This is a genomic window from Cetobacterium sp. ZOR0034, assembly GCF_000799075.1.
Classification (GTDB): Bacteria; Fusobacteriota; Fusobacteriia; order Fusobacteriales; family Fusobacteriaceae; genus Cetobacterium_A.
Map to the genome: position 1 here is coordinate 1 of NZ_JTLI01000057.1, position 17,532 is coordinate 17,532.

The following is a 17,532-nucleotide window of genomic DNA, read 5'->3' on the forward strand; positions in this document are numbered from 1 at the left end:
TATTTATTAGCTTTTTATCTTGCTGCTCCGGAAAACGCGGAATAACAACGTTAAGACCCTCAATTTCATTAAATTTCAAGTTTTTATGAAAATTTAACAACGCTAAGGAATTGTCTAAATTGAATCTAACCCTTTAATTTCAAGGAGTTTTCGATATATCGAAGCTCGAGAAATATTTGTAATTTCACAGATTTGTTTTACTGTCATTTCACCCTCTTGATAAAGTTTTAAATGTTGCCTGAAATGTCCTCTTAGTATTGGGGGACTTTAGTCCTGTAGGACTTTTATTATTAGAAGAGTTTGTTAAAGGGGGAGTTTTTTATGGATAGCTTAGATTTAGGAACTTTATTTTGGGATTATAAAAATGTAGATCGTGATACAGCATATAGAAGTTTAGTTGCAAATAAACCAAGGACACTGTACAAATACAGATCTGGTAATAAAAATTCTATAGATGATTTTAAAGACGAACAGTTATGGTTTAATGATCCCTTTGATACATTTGTAAGTGGGGCTTTATTTGATAATTCAATTGAGGACTTAAAAGAAACTATATTGAATAGAAAAAGTACTATAGATAAAATATTTGGCAAAGCAGAAACAAATATTGAAGAGGATGAATTATTTATAGAAAATTTCAAAAAAAATGAAGAAGCTCGTTTGAACTTTATAAAAACAGTGAGAAGCACATTTCGAGTAAGTTGTTTTTCTCAAAAGAATGATTCAATTTTAATGTGGAGTCATTATGCTAATTCGCATAAGGGGTTTTGCTTAGAATATGATTTTAAAATGTTGAAAGAATTAATTACACTGCCTTTACCAGTTAAATACTGCAATGATTTGCCTAACGATATAGATGATAAATTAAAATTAATTTTTACTAAATCTAAAGAGTGGAGTTATGAAGAAGAATGGAGATTAGTAAAACCTGCGGAAAAATGTGTAAGTCAAAGTAATATTATAGCTCCTATAGCGATTTACTTAGGAAGTAATATGGATGAACAAATTAAGAAATCAATAATGGATATTGCTAAAGGTAAAAATATAAAAATTTATAAGATGTATTTAAATCAAAATGAATTTAAATTAGAGGCTAAATTAATATGGGAGCCAAGATTGTAAGATATAGAATAATGATAAAGATTATATACATATAGTAGGTTATTTAGATTATTTGTAGAATTATTCATATAAAATATATTTTAGGGGGATATTTTATGGATTTAAAAATGAGTGATCTACCTCCACAATTTGAAAATATAGCTATGAGAGTTGGAATAGATATAACTAAGGTGTTATTTGAAGAATTTGGGGGGACATCTGTGTATTTTCCTACTGAAAAGATGATATATAAAGAAGCTCGTGATAGAGATATTATAGAAGAGTTCAATGGATTTAATGTAAAGGAATTAGCGAGTAAGTACAGAATGTCTGAAAGTTATGTTAGAGCTATTATTCGGAAAAATAAATAATCAAGTTGAATTTTTAGAAATTAAATTGTATTATTACGACTTAAATAAAGTTTTAGATTTTTAACAAAATACTAATAAAAAGAGCTCCATAATCTATTTTTAGATATGGAGTTCTTTTTATTTTAAGAAGTTAACAAGCTAAATAACAATATTAAAAAATTAAAGAGAATAATTAAAAAGACTGGTAAATTACTAAAAAAGTAAAGTTAACGTATTTTAGAATTTGGCCTCGCGTCGGTTTTTTTGCGTTTCGGCACCAAATTTGCAATTTTCTCAATAAAATCAATGGCTAGATTGCTATTAACAAAATCCAAACCAGAAGAAATAGATTTTTTATCTTTTTCTTCTTTTTTATTTATATAAGTCTATAAAAGTAAACTTTTATAGATAGAAATTTTTGTATATATTTATTGTCTATAAAAACTTGTTTAATTATTTTTAACCTTTTGTCTCTATATACTTTAGAATATTGTAGACTTGTTTTCTATTAAAATGTATAATTTATAAAACATTTTATAGGAGATAACAGAATGAAATACTATTATGCGAGAGTTTCTTCGGAAACTCAGAATTTAGATAGACAGGTAGAACTTTTCAAAGAAATGGGAGCTAATGATAGGGTCATTTTTCAAGAAAAAAAATCTGGAAAATCTCTTGAAAATAGAGAGGTATGGAATGAGCTTTTAAATACCTGGATTAAGAGCGGAGATATTATTATTGTTAAAAACCTTGATAGAATTGGAAGAAATGCAAAAGAAGTTAGAGAGTGCATTCTAAATTTAGCTAAGCGAAATATAATTTTAGAATCTATCGACCAAGGATATCTAAATGATTTTTTAAAAGAAAAACTTTTAAATAAAAATGCGACTTCTCTTGCAGAGGCTATGATTAATGTCATACTTGATACAATGCTTGAAGTAGATTTATTAAAAGCAGAATGGGAGAGAAAAGAACTTAAAAAAAGACAGGAAGAAGGAATAAAAAGAGCTATTGCAAAAGGAGTTAAATTTGGTAGAAAAAAAAATAATGATATGAGAATCAAGTTTGAAAATATTTATCCATTAACAAGAAATAAAGATGCTTCAAACTATATACCAATGACTAAAGCTCTTGATATTATTGGATGTTCTAAAGCAATGTTTTATAAAATGAAAAAAGAAAGAGATGATGAAAATGGAGTATAGAAATACTATTCTTTCAAAAAGAGATAGGGAGGATATTTTAAAATTTTTGGTTAATGATAAAAATTTAAATACCCAATTTATACTTTCTAAAAATGAAATTTTAAGAATAAAAAAATTAAAGAAACCTTCTCATCAACTAGGATATGCTCTGCAGCTTATGTACTTAAAGAATAAAAATATAAATATAATTGAATATGTTCATATTATTCCAGAAAAAATAGTTAAATTTCTTTCTGAGCAATTAAATTGTACTGCTAAAAATTTAAATGAATATTGGGAAATTAAAAATACAAAAACTAGGTATTTTCAAGAAATTTTAGACAAGTTAGATTACATAAAATTTGAGTATGATCCTAATCTTGAAAAGGAATTTTATAGAATAGCTTTTTCTAATGGAAGTCCTTTAATTATGGTTAAAGAAGTATTAAAATTATTAAAAGGTAAAAAAATTGTAGCTCCACCACTTGCAATTATTGAGCATTTACTTTGGATAGAACTAGAAAAATCTGAAAATAAAATCTACCAAAATATAGTAGCTCAAATAAAAGATTTTCCGAAACTATATTCTTTACTCAACGTAGAAACTACTGGAACTTCTACATATTCGAGGTTAAAAAATATAAATGTAAATTCCAATTCTAATGGAGCTAAAGAACTTTTAAAAGCTATAAAAGAACTTGATGAATTTGGTGTTTCTTTAGACTTAAGTTTTCTTAGTGATAACAAACTAAAATATTTAGCTTTAGAAATTCAAAAATCTGATAAATTTAGAATAGATAAATTCTTTAATGATAATAAAAAATATTCATATTTAGCTCTATTCGTATATTTTAAGCGGAAAGAATTTGTAGATATGGTTATAGAGGTTACATCAACATATGCACATACTATATTGAAAAGAAGTCGTAAAAAATCTAGGATTTATACTCTTCAGAACCAGGAAAATCTTAGATTAAATTTTTTAAAACTTAAAGAGGTTGTTAAAAAAGTTATTAATTTAGAAGGAGTGGATGAGCTTAAAAAGTTGCAAAATCTTTTAGTTCCATTGAATGAGGAGTTAGAAGCTCAAGAAGAAGAATTAGAAGAGATTGATTTTCTTTTAAAATCTGGTCAGAGCTTTAATTATACAAATGAATTATTAGAATGTATTGAATTTAATAGCAATACAAAGCCTGAATTTATAAACTATCTAAAAGAATTTCCAAATTTAAAATACAAGAAAAAAATAGAATTAGATACATCTATCTTTAGTACCCAATGGCAAAAAAATATAAAAAAATTAGATTCAAACAAAAAAATAGTTGAATTAGCCTTGTTATATTCTATTAAAGATTATATTAGATCTGGAGATATTTTTGTAAGAGAAAGTAAGAAATACAATAGTTTCGATCATTATCTAGTTGAAACAGAAAACTTAGTTGGCACTGAAGAAGGAAAAAGTTTTTTAGAAAGTTTGAAGCTCCTTCTAAATATCCCTAAAAAATTAAATTTTGCAACTGATATCTCTGTTGATGAAAAAAGTATTTTTAGTGATAAAATTTATAGTTATTTCCCTAAAATTTCTATGACTGAAATTCTTTATGAAGTTAATTCCTGGACTGGAGTATTAGAACATATCAAAGAAAACACTAACTCCTCTGAAAAACAAAAAGCTTTAGTTGCAACATTAATGTCTAATGGGCATAATATAGGTTTCTCAAAAATGTCTATTTCAAGTTCTATAGACGAATCTACTTTGAGAAGAACTAGTGAATATTATTTTAATAACGAAGCTTTATCTAAAGCTCAAAAAAATCTTGTAAATTATCACCATTCTTTAGATATTGTTAAAAATTGGGGAAATGGTGAGAATTCATCTTCTGATGGAATGAGAGTTCCAATAAATTCAAAAACTATTTATGCAGATTATAATGCTCATTATGGAAATAAAGGTGGAGGCATATATAGACATGTTAGTGATCAATATACACCATTCTACGTGCAAATGTTAGAAGGAAGAGATAGTAATCATGTTTTAGATGGATTGCTTTATCATGAATCTGAACTTCAAATATATGGACATTCTACAGATACCGCAGGTTATACAGAACAAATGTTCGCATTAACATATTTACTAGGCTTTAATTTTAAACCTAGAATAAAGAATTTAGAACAGCAGCAACTTTATGCTTTTGAAAATATAGAAATAGATAATAGAAAATTTAAAAAAATAAATGAAAAGATAATACTTGAAAATTACAATGAAATCTTGAGAATGATTGAATCTATTAAGTGCGGTAAGGTAAAGGCTTCTTTAATTCTTAATAAAATAAATTCTTATAATCGTGATAATGGAGTAGCCAAAGGACTAAAAGAAATTGGAAGAATTTTAAAAACAAAATATATTTTAGAATATTTTTCAAATGGAGATTTAAGAAAAGAAGTTCAACAAATGTTAAATAAGGGAGAATCTATTAATTCTGTTGCAAGATTGATGTTTTTTGGAAAAAATGGAAGACTTAACGAAAGTTCAATAGAGAGTCAGTTAGAAAAAGCTAGTTGTTTAAATATAATGCTATCATCTTTAATTGTTTGGAATTCAAGATATTTAGAAAAGATCTACTCAATAGCAAAAAATGAGGAATGGTTTAGCGAAGATGAATTTAAAAGAGTTAGTCCTTTAGGAACTCAACATGTAAATTTTCTTGGAAAATATATATTTGAAGAGATAAAAATAGAAACAAAAGATGGATTAAGAGAAATCAAGGTTTAGAGGATACCCCTCAAAAGCCTTGATTTCATTGAGAAAGTTGTAAATTTGGTGCCGAAACGCAAAAAAACCGACGCGAGGCCTAATATTATTATAAATGCTATTAATATTTGGAATACAATTTACTTAGAAAAAGCTCTTGAATACTTAAAAACTATTGAAGAGGTTGATGAGGATCTACTAGGGAATATCTCTCCTCTTGCTTGGGAACATATTAATCTTTTAGGAGAATATAATTTTGATTCAAATTGCACTACTTCTTTAGAATTTTTAAGAGAATTAAATATAGGTTAAAGTGTTGAAAATAAAGGGGTTATGGGTGGTCAGGAAAATCCTTAGCGTTGTTATTCCGCGTTTTCCTGACGGAACCCCATCTACAGCTTTTTATCTATAATTTTTTAATCTTACGGCTACTAATTAGGTCAATTTCAAATGAACACCTTAAATCTCAAATTAAAGAGTTATTTTTATGGACTTTTGGACATAAAATAATAATATTTGTATGTCAATCTTATTTTATAATATTTTTCTTGTAAAAGTTTATAAATTTAGCATAAATCACCAATTTTACTCTTAAAATATCACTTCTTACTTATTATTCTTTTCCTTTACTTCTTCTAAAACCTCTAGACTGGCCAATTTCTTTTGTATTATTTCTTTTTTTAATAATCAAACTGTCTATAATATCTTCTAATATCAAGAGAGTGTTTTGTATTATCTTCAAAATGAAACGCCAATCGATCAACCAAAACTGTTGATGCAATTGTTGGTGCTATTATCCAACGATATTTTTCATCTATTCCGTTTAATTTAAAATCTAATGTATCAATAATACTTAATTTTTTTGTGTATTTCTTTAAAAACTTTTCAGCTCTATCATCTAAAACTCTTGTTTTTCCAGAACCTTTAACTAAAAATACACAAGTATCTTCCTCGACTATTTCTAAAGTTCCATGGAAAAATTCTGAACTTGTAACAGACTTTGTTTTTAACCATTGCATCTCTTCCAACAAACACATTGAGAATAGATACGTCTCACCCCACACTTCACCACCACCAATCCAAATCATATATGGCTCTTTATAATACTGTTTTGCCATTTCTTTTGCTTGAGGATCAAATTGTAGTTTTGCCTCTAATAAATTTTCTGGTAGTAATAATAACTGATTTCCAAAATCATTATAATCTAAAAACTCTCCTCTATTTGACAAAATTTTAAAAAATAACCAAAATAATAGCATATACTCATACTCTACACCATTTTCATGTCTCATTGGAATTACATAATTAGAATTTTTAGCTAAAGGAGATTCTAAATTTTTTGTACAAGATATAACTCTTATCCCCATCTCTTTATATTTTTTAGCCATTTCAACTGTTTCTTTTGTATCTCCTGATTTTGACAAAGTTATTATTAATGATTTTTCTGTTAAAGCCTTATGTCCTCTTACAATTAACTCCGCTGCTTGTTCTACATAAACAGGTAGTTCTGTAAGTTGCTTTGCAATCTCTCCCATTGCCATTAAAGGTGCTAAACTACCTCCAACTGCTGTAAAAAATATATTTGAAAACCCATCTTTTGTAACTATATTAGCAATTTCTTCTGCTATTGGTTTAGCCTCTCCTATTAACTTAGCACTATTTCTATACTCCTCCTCTTTAAATTTTAACATTTCAGAATATTTTGACATAATTACCCTCCATTTATATTTATATTTTACTTTTTAAAACTAAATCAAAATCTGTAAAAATCTTTTTTTCTACATTAATTTTCTTTTCTTTAGCTATTCTATAGCTTAATACTTGAATTGGAATAACATATAATAAAGTTAAAAAATTTGGATTTATATCTTTTGATACATTCAAATTTATTGTTTGACTATCTTTATTATCGCTATTCGTTATAATTGTTGAAAATCCAATATAATTTCCCATATATTTTTTTAAAATATGTAGTCTTTTTGACAATGGAATAGTTAAATCTAAATCCAAATAAAATATAGCATTTGAATTATTAGCTTCTAAATATGGTCCATGCATATACGCTTCAAGTTCATGACCTGTTGATGGACATCTAACTACTTCTGTAAATTTAGTTTCGAACTCTTTTGTAATACCATAATTTGCCCCATAACCTAAGCATATAAATCTATTTATCTCTCTTAAAATTTCTTTATTTTTTTCAAAGTATAAATTAGTATTTTCAATAACTGTGTTTATATTGCCAATTAAATATTCCAACTCTCCAAAGTATTTAAAATGTTGATTTTTTAAATTTATTCCCAATAAGAATAAATTTAAAACAGTTCCACTAAAACCTTTAGTTACAAATCCTACATTTTCTATACCTATATTTAAATCTAAAATATATTGTGAATATTTTGTTATTGAGCTTTCTAAGTTGTTTGTTACTATTATTACTGGTTTTTTTAATATTTCAGCTATTTTTTTAGTAGCATTTATTGTTGAAGTACTTTTTCCACTTTGAGATATTACAATAATCAAATCTAAATCTAAATCTATTTTTTCATAATCATAAAAAATAGATGGTTCCTCTATAAAAACTTTAGCTTCTAATATATCTTGTAAAAAATATTTGACTGTAATTGCCGCATTAATAGAAGAACCTGTAGCTAAAATTAAAATTCTTTTAATTTTATAGTCTTTTAAATCTTTTAAAATATGTTTATTTTTATCTTGAAAATTTAATAAAATATTTGTTAAAGTATTCTTTTCATCATATATATTACTTAACATAGTTTCCATAAATGTACCTCTTAAAAGAACCCAACTAAAGTTCCAAAAATTCCAAATATTGCCATTCCTAAAAGTATTGTTATTGGTTTAACATTTTTATTTAATAAATAATACACAATACCAAAGATTCCTAATTTTAAAATACCAGGCATTATATCATCTAAAATACTTTGGACTTCTATTGTTGAACCTCCAGCTTTAAAAGCTAATGGTGTTGAAATTTCTACCATTCTTGCTGTCATTCCTCCAATAACAATTAATCCTAATATAGTTGCTCCGTAAGTAACTTTCTCAACTGCTCCTGATTTTTCAAGTTTAGTTAAAAAGTCTACTCCCAATTTATAACCTAACTTTATAAAAAGATATCTTATAATTATATGTGGAATATTAAATACCAATAGAAATAAAATTGGACCTAATATATTTCCCTGTAATGAAAGAGCTGTTCCAATCCCTGTGGCAATTAATCTTAAAGTTCCCCAAAAGAAAGAATCTCCTATTCCTGATAATGGACCCATTAATGCTGTTTTTATTCCATTTATTGAGTTTTCATCAAATTTTCCATCTTTTTTATTTTCCTCTTCAAGAACTACTGATATTCCTAACATTAAAGTTACAATCCAAGGAGTCATATTAAAAAACTCTAGATGACGTTTCAAAGCTTTTTTTAATTTTAAATGATTATTTGTATATATTTTTTTTAATATTGGTGCTATTGCATATGCATATGCTAAGTTCATTTGTCTTTCATAATTCCATGAGAATTCCATTTGAAAAGATCTCCAAAATATCTTATTCAAATCTTTTTGTGTAATATCTTTCTCATCTTTTTTATTAGAAATCATCATCACCATCTCCTTTCTCACTTAAGTTTCCACTTTCTACTAACTGTCTTTGTGACATTGGATTTACTGTTATTAACGCTATTAAAGCACCAAATATTGCAATTCCTGTCAATGGGATTTCTGTATAAATTGCAATGGCAAAGCCAACGAAAAAATATGGTAAAACTTTTTTATTTATAAGAAGTTTTGCTAACATTGCAAATCCAAGAGTTGGAATCAATCCAGTTGTTATTGCTAACCCTTTATGAATAAATTCTGGTATTGCCTGTAAAACCAAAGATACTGCATTACTTCCTAATAAATATGAAAAGAATACTATTATCGCCAACATCAAAGATAAACCAAATCCAGATATTAAATGCATGCGCTCTATTCCTTTTATATTACACTCATCTGCATATTCATCAGCTTTGTGACCTAATATTGGTATAACAACTCCTAGATACGCATTTTTTAAAATTAAAGTAAATGTTGCAATTGGTAAAGCCAGTAATAAAGCTGTCTCTGCACCAGCACCTGAAGATATTGCAAAGGCAACTCCTAATATTCCTCCAGTCACTACATCTGGTGGAATTGCTCCTCCAATAGCAAAAGATCCAATAAAAGCTAACTCCAATGTAGCTCCCATTATCAATCCCATTTTTAAATCTCCCATTACTAACCCAGTTAAAAATCCAGTTACTATTGGTCTTGATATTAAGCTTGTTCCTAAGGCATAATCACATTGAGCTATAAAAGCTACTAATGCTAATAAAAATGCTTGCATCATATCTATCCTCCCCTTTTCTATCTATATAAAACTTTAGTATCATTAGCCACTTGCCTAATTTCAATCTCAATCCCCAAACTTTGAAGTTCTTTTAAAAGATTTTTTTCCTCTTCTAATAAATTTACTGCTTTTGATATATTTCTACTATTTTCTCTCGCTTTAACTCCTCCTAGATTTATTTGTTTTATGTTATCTACCTCACTGGCTATTTTATAAGCATCCTCAACAGATTCTACAACTATAAAAAGTTTATATTTATCTGTAACACCAGATTTTAAAGCTTGTATTGAGTCCTCTATATTTTTTATTACTAATTTTACTTCTTGTGGTTTTGCTAACTTCATTGTTGTTTTTCTTAATTCATCATTTACTACACTGTCATTAGCTATCAATATACAATCTGCTCCTAAATTTTGTATCCATGAAAATGCAACTTGTCCATGTAATAATCTATGATCTACCCTTAATAAAAGAATCATAACACTCCTCCATTTTTAGAACTCTTGGTCCTCTTCTATTTTTTTTTCTAGCTCATCATTACAATAAATTAAAGAATTACTACATTCTTCTATACTTTCACGTATCAATTCTTTTATATTGTCATAATCATTTTGTTTTTCTATTAATGTTAAAATTAATGGTAAATTTACTCCTGAAATAATATTTAAATTTTTATAGTTAGATATATTTTCTAAAAACTCATTATTTACACTTCCTCCAAATATATCTGTTAAAACAATTAACTCTTCTTTCGGATATTTTTTTAAAATAAATTCAACTTCTTCTTTTAAATTAAAATTTTGAGTTATATAACAATTTAATATTTCTAAATTATCAATATTTCCAATAATTAATTCGATAGATGTTTTTATTCCTTCTGCAAATTTTCCATGAGTTGCAACTATAAATTGAATCATTTTATCCCTCCTTTTTTTATTGTTATTATTGATATACCTTTTTTAATTTTTTTAGTCAAATTTTTCATATTTTTTGTTTATTTCTCTAGATTATTCGATATTAATGAGGTATTATATTACTGTAAAATCAATGTTTTTTTATATACTCACGTTTTTTTATATATAATTTTTTCGTTTGCTTTAATCTATTTTTTTAACAAAAGGAGATACTATAATGAAAAAAAATCTAATTATTGAAAAAAATTTTACACATTACTCATTTATGAATAGCAAGGTAACTTTTTCAAAACGATTTTCTAAAAATGATATATTGCTCAAAGAATATATCATAAAAGAAATAATTGAAAAGGATTTAAGAAAAATAACTTTAACAAAATCAAAATTTTTAAAAATTTTGAATTTAAGTCAATTTGATACTATCGATTCTTTTTTAACTAAATTTACCTCTAAACGAATTAACATAACTTATGAAAAATCTGAACTTAACTCTTTTGAATTATCTTTATGTATCATATCTTCATACTTAAAAAATAATGATACCTATGAATTAAATATTAACAATGATTTTTATAAAATTTTTAATACTGAAAAAAATGATTTTAAACTTTTTCAATTAAATATACTTTTAAGTTTTAATTCATCTTATTCAAGAAATTTATTTCTTTTTATTAAAACTATGTATAATAATTCCACTATAGATATTTCTCTAGAAAATCTTAAAAATATAATTGACTTTGAAAATAAGTATTCTCGATTTTATGATCTTGAAAATAGTATCTTAATCCCAGCTTTAAAAGAGATTGAAACCTTTACTGGCTATAAAATTGAATATCACAAAATTAAGAAAAATTTATGTAATAATAGTAAAGTGATTGGAATAAAATTTATAATTATTAGTACTCCTGAAACTATCAAGGAAAAAAATTTAAGTGCTCTTTTTAATTTAATTAAACCTTATTCTGAGAACACTACATATTTAAACCAATTAATTGAAAAATATTATGAATCTAAAAGTTATGAATATTTAAAAAATAATATTTATTATTCTTTTATTCATAATAACGGTAATTTTGATAAATTTTTAATAGAGTCTATAAAATATAACTATGTTCAAACTAAACATAATACAAAACTTAAAACTTATTCTGAGAAATATAGACTTATAAGTAATACAAAAATCAAAATTAGTGATTTTAATATGTTTAAAAATACTCTTTTTAAAGAAATTGACAATGTCAATTTATCTCACGCTTATTTAGTTTCTAACTTTTTTAAAGTTTTGAACTCTGATAATCTAAAAGCAAACGATGACTCACCATATAGTAAATTTATTAATAATCTTAATAAGAATAAAACAAGTTTTTATGAAGATAATAAAATTATTATTTTAGCTGAGTTTAACGCTAGTTACTTTGAAAGTTGGATATCTATTTTTTTTAAAGAGTAATACTGTTTTTTCTAAGTATAAAAAAAGTTGTAGATCTCTCTACAACTTTTTGGGGTCTAATTAAATATTTGTGTAAACCTTCAAGTTGGGGTAATATTAAATTATCTAACTTGGAGGTTTTTTTATGAGAAGAAATATGACTGAAGAAGAAAAGCAAAAAAGAATTAAAGTAAGAGAATTTTTGAAGCAAAACCCTATCTCTAGTCCTGACGATCTTAATACTTTTTTTAAAGATATGATGAAAGTTATGATTGAAGAGTTTTATCAAGGGGAGCTAGAGGAGGAGTTAGGATATACTAAATATGACTATCGGAATAAAGAATCTAACAACTCAAGAAATGGATATAGCTCAAAGAAACTTAAAAGTAGCGCTGGTGAAATTGAAGTTAATGTTCCCCGTGATAGAAATGGCGAATACGAACCTCAAGTTGTCAAAAAACATCAAAATACAATAGGACAAGATTTAGAAGCTAAAATAATTTCTATGTATGCTAAAGGAATGACAACTAGTGACATTGAATCTCACATTGAAGAGATTTATGGATATCAAGTTTCGGATAGCTCTATTACTAGAATTACAGATAAGATCCTACCTCTTGTTAAAGAATGGCAAACTCGCCCTTTAGAGGCAGTTTATCCTATTGTTTTTATGGATGCTATCCACTATCACGTAAGAAGTGAAGGACAAATTGTAAAAAAAGCTGTCTATATAGCTATTGGAATTAGTTCTTCAGGCGAAAAAGACGTCATTGGAATGTGGGTTGGAGAAAATGAATCTGCAAAATTTTGGCTTAGTAAGTTGAATGAACTTAAATCTAGAGGCGTAGAAGATATATTAATTGCTTGTGTTGATGGACTTACAGGATTTTCTAATGCCATAGAAGCTGTCTATCCTCAAACTCAAATCCAACAGTGTATAATTCATCAAATAAGAAGCTCTACTCAATTTGTGTCGTATAAAGATATAAAAGCATTAATCGCTGATCTAAAGCTAGTATATAAGGCAGCTACAGAAGAAAATGCGCTACTAAATTTAGAATTATTTGATGAAAAATGGGGTAAAAAATATCCTAAAATTGCAATATCTTGGAAAAATAACTGGCCTAGATTATCAACATATTTTAAATATCCTCAAGAAATAAGAACTTTAATTTATACAACAAATACAATTGAAGGGTACAATAGACAGTTAAGAAAAGTCACAAAAAACAAATCGGTTTTCCCTACAGATGATAGTTTGTTAAAGATGCTGTATCTAGCAACGCAAGACATTACAAAAAAATGGACAAGCCGTCAAAGAGATTGGGGACAAATGATTTCACAATTCCAAATATATTTTGAAGGAAGAATTTAAAATTAAGCGTATAAATTTATAAAATTAATAAAGTGGGAAAATTCATCCACTTTATTAAAATTACACTAAAATATTTAAAAATTGATATTTAAAAAGGGATGACTTAAAAATAAATCATCCCTAAAAAATATAAAATATTACTCTTAATTTTTAGAGTTTACACAAAATTTGAAGAAGACTCAGAAAAAACGCAGGTTGGCCTATAAAAATTTAACTTATCTATTTAAATTTAATCTCTAATTGCGTTTAATTTATGAAGCAAATACTCTTTTTTATTCAATGGATCATAAGTTGTTTTTTGGCGTGCTTTTGCAAATCCAGCGGAAACTTCCTTATACCCATAAAATTTTGTCACAAACATTCCCCTACCTTCTGTATATGAAGCTATTTTCATTTTATATTCTTTTGAATTTTCTACTGGAATTAATCCCTTTATTGAGAATTCATCCCCTATAACAATAGGATTATCAAAGGTTGCCCTCATAGTTTCTAAATCCCATACCGCTTTACTTAAAGCATTTTGAGGAATCCTTAAATCAAACTCATGTAATGGCTCTAATAAAACAGTTTGTGCTTTATATAATGCTTCCATTAATACCATAGGTGTCACATTTCTAAAATCTGCTGGAGTGCTGGCTGGACTAAAAAATTCACCACAGCTAAGAGTGACTTTTACATCTGTAACCTCCCATCCAAATAATCCTTGTTTGCTTGTCTTAATAACTGCTTCTTCAATTGCATTTTGAAAAGATTTTGGCAATGACCCTACTGAAACATTAGAAATATACCTAAGACCTTCGCCTCTCCCTGCTGGTTCTATTTCTAAGCCTACTGTCGCCCAAAATGGATTTAAGTCTTCCTGCATATGCATTATTGATGATCCAAAACCTTTAGGTGTTTCCTTATAGATAGTCTCAATATTCGAAAACTCTACTTTTATTCCATATAAATCATCTAAGATAGAACTTAGTATTTCCATTTGAACTTCACCGAATAAGTTGACATAAATTTCTTTATCCATGTCATTCATCTCTAATTCTAGTAGTGGATCTTCCTCTGCAAGTAATATTAATGCTTTAAATAGCTCTGGATTTTTTTCTTTATCAATTGCAGAAATTGTTGTTTTTAATGCTGGTTTAGCTATAGATATATTTTTAATTTTATTATTTGAAATTCCAATAACATCTCCCACTTGGAAACTTGTAAGTCCATATAAAATACCTATATCCCCTGCTTCTATCCTCTGTGCTTCAATAATTACACCATTTTCTAGCCTATTAATTTTCTTTACTTTTTCTGCTAGCTCCTTATTAGGTACTTGAATTTTATCTCTTACAGATATTTTTCCTCCAAATAATCTTACATAAACCTTCTTTTCATTTTTACTTGCTCTTTCGATTTTAAACACTACTCCAGATAAATCACTTTCACAATCATCACCTGAAAATGGAAAATAACTACAAATTCCATCTAATAAATCTTCAACTCCAAGTCCAATTGCTGCAGCACCACAAAATACTGGATATAGACTTCCTTCCCTTGCATATAATGAAAGCTTTTCTTGTATTTCTTCTTTATCAGGTTCTATTCCACCAATATATCTTTCTAAAAATGCTTCGTCTAAGTCTGATAAAACATTAATAGCATCATCATTTATTATGCATGTATCAAAATAAACAGCTTTGCTTCCTGCATCATATACTTCTTGTAATCTAACTACTTTATTGGACATATTCTTCTTTATCTCTTCAAATACTTTATTGAAATTTGCACCAATTCTATCTAGCTTATTTACAAAAATTATTGTTGGAATGTTTAACTCCTTTAATGTGTCAAATAATATTCTTGTTTGTGACTGAATTCCCTCTACTCCTGATATAACTAGTATTGCTCCATCTAAGCCACTTAATGAACGTTCAACTTCCGAAATAAAATCCACATGTCCTGGAGTATCAACAATATTAACCTTAACATTATTCCAATTAAAAGATATGGTTGACGATTTAATGGTAATTCCTCTCTTACGTTCAAGCTCCATAGAATCCGTCTGTGTATTGCCTAGATCAACTCTTCCAACTGATTTTATAGCTCCACTATAATATAATAAGTTTTCTGTTATAGTTGTTTTTCCTGCATCCACGTGTGCTACGATTCCTATATTAATTATTTTCTTCATAATCAATACCTCCAACTCTATCAACCACCTTTTTATCCATTATCATAACAACAATATATAACACTAATACCGGTGTTACTAATAACGAAGTACATGCTATACCCATACTTACTGAAATATTTGTAGCTATGATTCCTATAATTGGTCCACCTAAAATTTGACCTAAGGAATTTATTTGTCCATTTATAGAAAGTACAGTAGCTCTGGCCTTGTCATCTATATGTCCATTAAGCCATGCACTAAATATAGGTTCATTTATAGTTCTAAAGGTACTTGTCGCTAAATAAGCTATTAGCATTAAGTTAAAGCTTTTTGTAATAGCAAATATGAACATAAATGATATATAAAATATATTTATACATAATAACAGCTTTCCATTTTGATTCTTATCATCATCCTTAAGCTTTTTTGCCATAAAATGCATTACTATAGCACTCAATATCATTCCTGAAATTCCAAAAATTCCGAACCAAGTCACTGATTTAAGGTTTCCAAGTTTAGGAAGCATAGTATCTTGTAAAAAATGCACATTAGAAAGTCTATCATAACCTTCACTGGATAATCCATAAAATAAAGTTACTGAAAGCAAAATTATAATTATAGGTTTGCTTTTTATAAATTTAATACCAGATTTAAAGGTATATCCCATCTTTTTGAATGTATTTAAATCCTCTGGAGCAGATGATTTAAAATTATTTTCTGGCATATATAACCATAAAAATAATGCAAGAATTATAAATAAAACTCCACTAACTATAATAGGTAGTCTTACAGAGAAATTAGCTATTACAGTGCTTAGTACTATTCCAATAACCGATCCTATCTGTCCTGCTTGTGCTCCCTTTATATAAATTTTATCCAAATCTTTATCTTTCTCTTCTTCCGCAATCCAAGCTTCAACAGATCCACTGATAAAAGTAGAACCTAATCCCCATATAATCTGTGCTGCAAGTATGAAAACGAAACTAGAAATAGAACCTTCTAAAATAAATCCCACTCCTGTTAAAACTACACCAATAACAATAGATAGTTTACGACTGTACACATCTGCAACTATGCCTGTAGGAATTTCAAATATAAAGCATGCTACTTCTAAAGTAGTTCCAACAAGTATAAGCTGAAGTGGATTTAAATGCACCGTTTCAATGTGATACACTATCATAACTGTAGCTACTAGCGAAAAACACATTGCTGTAATAGCTGAAAATAATAAATAAGTTTTATATGCTGAAAGTTTATTAACCATTAATCATCACCATCCTAATATTTCTTAAAAAATTTGTTTGTTTTTCATAATCTTCATATTTAAATATATAAATCATCAAAATAATCTCCTTAAATAAAAAAAGGCTGTAAATGAATATAATTCACTTACAGCCTCATAATTATATAACCTAAATATAAACATGAAATATAGAACTTTAATTTATATAGCTTATTATTAAGCTATTCAAATTAAAATCTTATACCATATCTATAAATGTAGCAAAAATAGACATAAAAATACCGTGTTTAGAACACAGTTTTCCTATTCTGCAAATAGAGGTGTAACATGCTCATTATAATACTGATTATTTTTAGAGTACACAAACAAACATGGTAATATCAATAATTGATTCTACCACAAATAAACCTTGAGTTATTCAAGATTTTTTCATATACTTTTTAAAATAATCCTTATTCAGTTAGTTTAGTTAAAAACTACCTCTTTGCGCATATTTATAACCCCTTTACATTTATATTTTTCATGTTTATATTTTAGTATAATTACATTATATATAAATTTTGGTATTAAGTCAAGTTTTTAAACATAATTTTATAAATTATGCAACTTGTTTCTGATAATCAGCTGGAGATAAATA

At 26.9% G+C, this 17,532-nt stretch carries 15 protein-coding genes and 1 pseudogene; 7 read left to right on the forward strand and 9 right to left on the reverse strand.

Annotation, left to right across the window (positions count from 1 at the left end; genetic code table 11):
• Positions 1-114 precede the first annotated feature (114 nt).
• A pseudogene (locus tag L992_RS13905) lies at positions 115-231 on the reverse strand (helix-turn-helix domain-containing protein); the annotation flags it as partial.
• A gap of 90 nt (positions 232-321) precedes the next feature.
• Between L992_RS13905 and L992_RS10435 the strand changes: the two are divergent.
• The 5 genes from L992_RS10435 (at position 322) to L992_RS10455 (ending at position 5,699) form a co-directional block, all read left to right on the forward strand.
• Positions 322-1,122, forward strand: coding sequence for a DUF2971 domain-containing protein (locus L992_RS10435; protein WP_023050239.1), 801 nt, complete (start codon positions 322-324; stop codon positions 1,120-1,122).
• 95 nt (positions 1,123-1,217) lie between these two features.
• Positions 1,218-1,472, forward strand: coding sequence for a Mor transcription activator family protein (locus tag L992_RS10440; RefSeq protein WP_023050238.1), 255 nt, complete (start codon positions 1,218-1,220; stop codon positions 1,470-1,472).
• 530 nt (positions 1,473-2,002) lie between these two features.
• Positions 2,003-2,656: a recombinase family protein gene (locus L992_RS10445; protein ID WP_047384222.1), complete on the forward strand. Its 654-nt coding sequence runs from the start codon at positions 2,003-2,005 to the stop codon at positions 2,654-2,656.
• Positions 2,646-5,408: a Tn3 family transposase gene (locus L992_RS10450; RefSeq protein WP_047384220.1), complete on the forward strand. Its 2,763-nt coding sequence runs from the start codon at positions 2,646-2,648 to the stop codon at positions 5,406-5,408. Before L992_RS10445 ends, L992_RS10450 begins: the two co-directional genes overlap by 11 nt.
• Before the next feature lie 48 nt (positions 5,409-5,456).
• Positions 5,457-5,699, forward strand: a complete 243-nt coding sequence (locus L992_RS10455) for a Tn3 family transposase (protein WP_197053418.1) — start codon at positions 5,457-5,459, stop codon at positions 5,697-5,699.
• Between the two features lie 368 nt (positions 5,700-6,067).
• Here L992_RS10455 and L992_RS10460 read toward each other — a convergent pair whose 3' ends face one another.
• The 6 genes from L992_RS10460 to L992_RS10485 are packed head-to-tail and all read right to left on the reverse strand — an operon-like array spanning position 6,068 to position 10,693.
• Positions 6,068-7,096 (reverse strand): SIS domain-containing protein, encoded by a 1,029-nt coding sequence (locus tag L992_RS10460; RefSeq protein WP_231549786.1) that lies wholly within the window; start codon positions 7,094-7,096, stop codon positions 6,068-6,070.
• A 19-nt stretch (positions 7,097-7,115) separates the two neighbouring features.
• Positions 7,116-8,171 carry an SIS domain-containing protein gene (locus L992_RS10465; RefSeq protein ID WP_047384062.1) on the reverse strand — a complete coding sequence of 352 codons (1,056 nt, stop codon included), beginning with the start codon at positions 8,169-8,171 and terminating at the stop codon, positions 7,116-7,118.
• A gap of 11 nt (positions 8,172-8,182) precedes the next feature.
• Positions 8,183-9,007 carry a PTS system mannose/fructose/sorbose family transporter subunit IID gene (locus L992_RS10470; RefSeq protein ID WP_197053419.1) on the reverse strand — a complete coding sequence of 275 codons (825 nt, stop codon included), beginning with the start codon at positions 9,005-9,007 and terminating at the stop codon, positions 8,183-8,185.
• The gene (locus L992_RS10475) at positions 8,997-9,776 is read right to left on the reverse strand and encodes a PTS mannose/fructose/sorbose/N-acetylgalactosamine transporter subunit IIC (RefSeq protein ID WP_047396126.1); all 780 of its coding nucleotides are present in this window, start codon (positions 9,774-9,776) and stop codon (positions 8,997-8,999) included. The genes L992_RS10470 and L992_RS10475 overlap by 11 nt, the downstream gene beginning before the upstream one ends.
• Before the next feature lie 17 nt (positions 9,777-9,793).
• Entirely contained in the window at positions 9,794-10,255 is a 462-nt protein-coding gene (locus L992_RS10480) for a PTS sugar transporter subunit IIB (protein WP_047384058.1), read from the reverse strand.
• A 15-nt stretch (positions 10,256-10,270) separates the two neighbouring features.
• The gene (locus tag L992_RS10485; protein WP_047384056.1) at positions 10,271-10,693 is read right to left on the reverse strand and encodes a PTS sugar transporter subunit IIA; all 423 of its coding nucleotides are present in this window, start codon (positions 10,691-10,693) and stop codon (positions 10,271-10,273) included.
• A 214-nt stretch (positions 10,694-10,907) separates the two neighbouring features.
• Here L992_RS10485 and L992_RS10490 point away from each other — a divergent pair, with 214 nt between their 5' ends.
• Both L992_RS10490 and L992_RS10495 read left to right on the forward strand, forming a co-directional pair.
• On the forward strand, positions 10,908-12,140 hold the full coding sequence (locus L992_RS10490; protein ID WP_047384054.1) for a replication initiation protein: 1,233 nt from the start codon (positions 10,908-10,910) through the stop codon (positions 12,138-12,140).
• A 124-nt stretch (positions 12,141-12,264) separates the two neighbouring features.
• Positions 12,265-13,494: an IS256 family transposase gene (locus L992_RS10495; protein ID WP_047396129.1), complete on the forward strand. Its 1,230-nt coding sequence runs from the start codon at positions 12,265-12,267 to the stop codon at positions 13,492-13,494.
• Positions 13,495-13,723: 229 nt separating this feature from the next.
• Here L992_RS10495 and tetB(P) read toward each other — a convergent pair whose 3' ends face one another.
• Both tetB(P) and tetA(P) read right to left on the reverse strand, forming a co-directional pair.
• Positions 13,724-15,670 (reverse strand): tetracycline resistance ribosomal protection protein TetB(P), encoded by a 1,947-nt coding sequence (tetB(P), locus tag L992_RS10500; protein WP_023050237.1) that lies wholly within the window; start codon positions 15,668-15,670, stop codon positions 13,724-13,726.
• The gene (gene tetA(P), locus L992_RS10505; RefSeq protein ID WP_047396132.1) at positions 15,654-16,916 is read right to left on the reverse strand and encodes a tetracycline efflux MFS transporter TetA(P); all 1,263 of its coding nucleotides are present in this window, start codon (positions 16,914-16,916) and stop codon (positions 15,654-15,656) included. The genes tetB(P) and tetA(P) overlap by 17 nt, the downstream gene beginning before the upstream one ends.
• Positions 16,917-17,532: the final 616 nt, after the last annotated feature.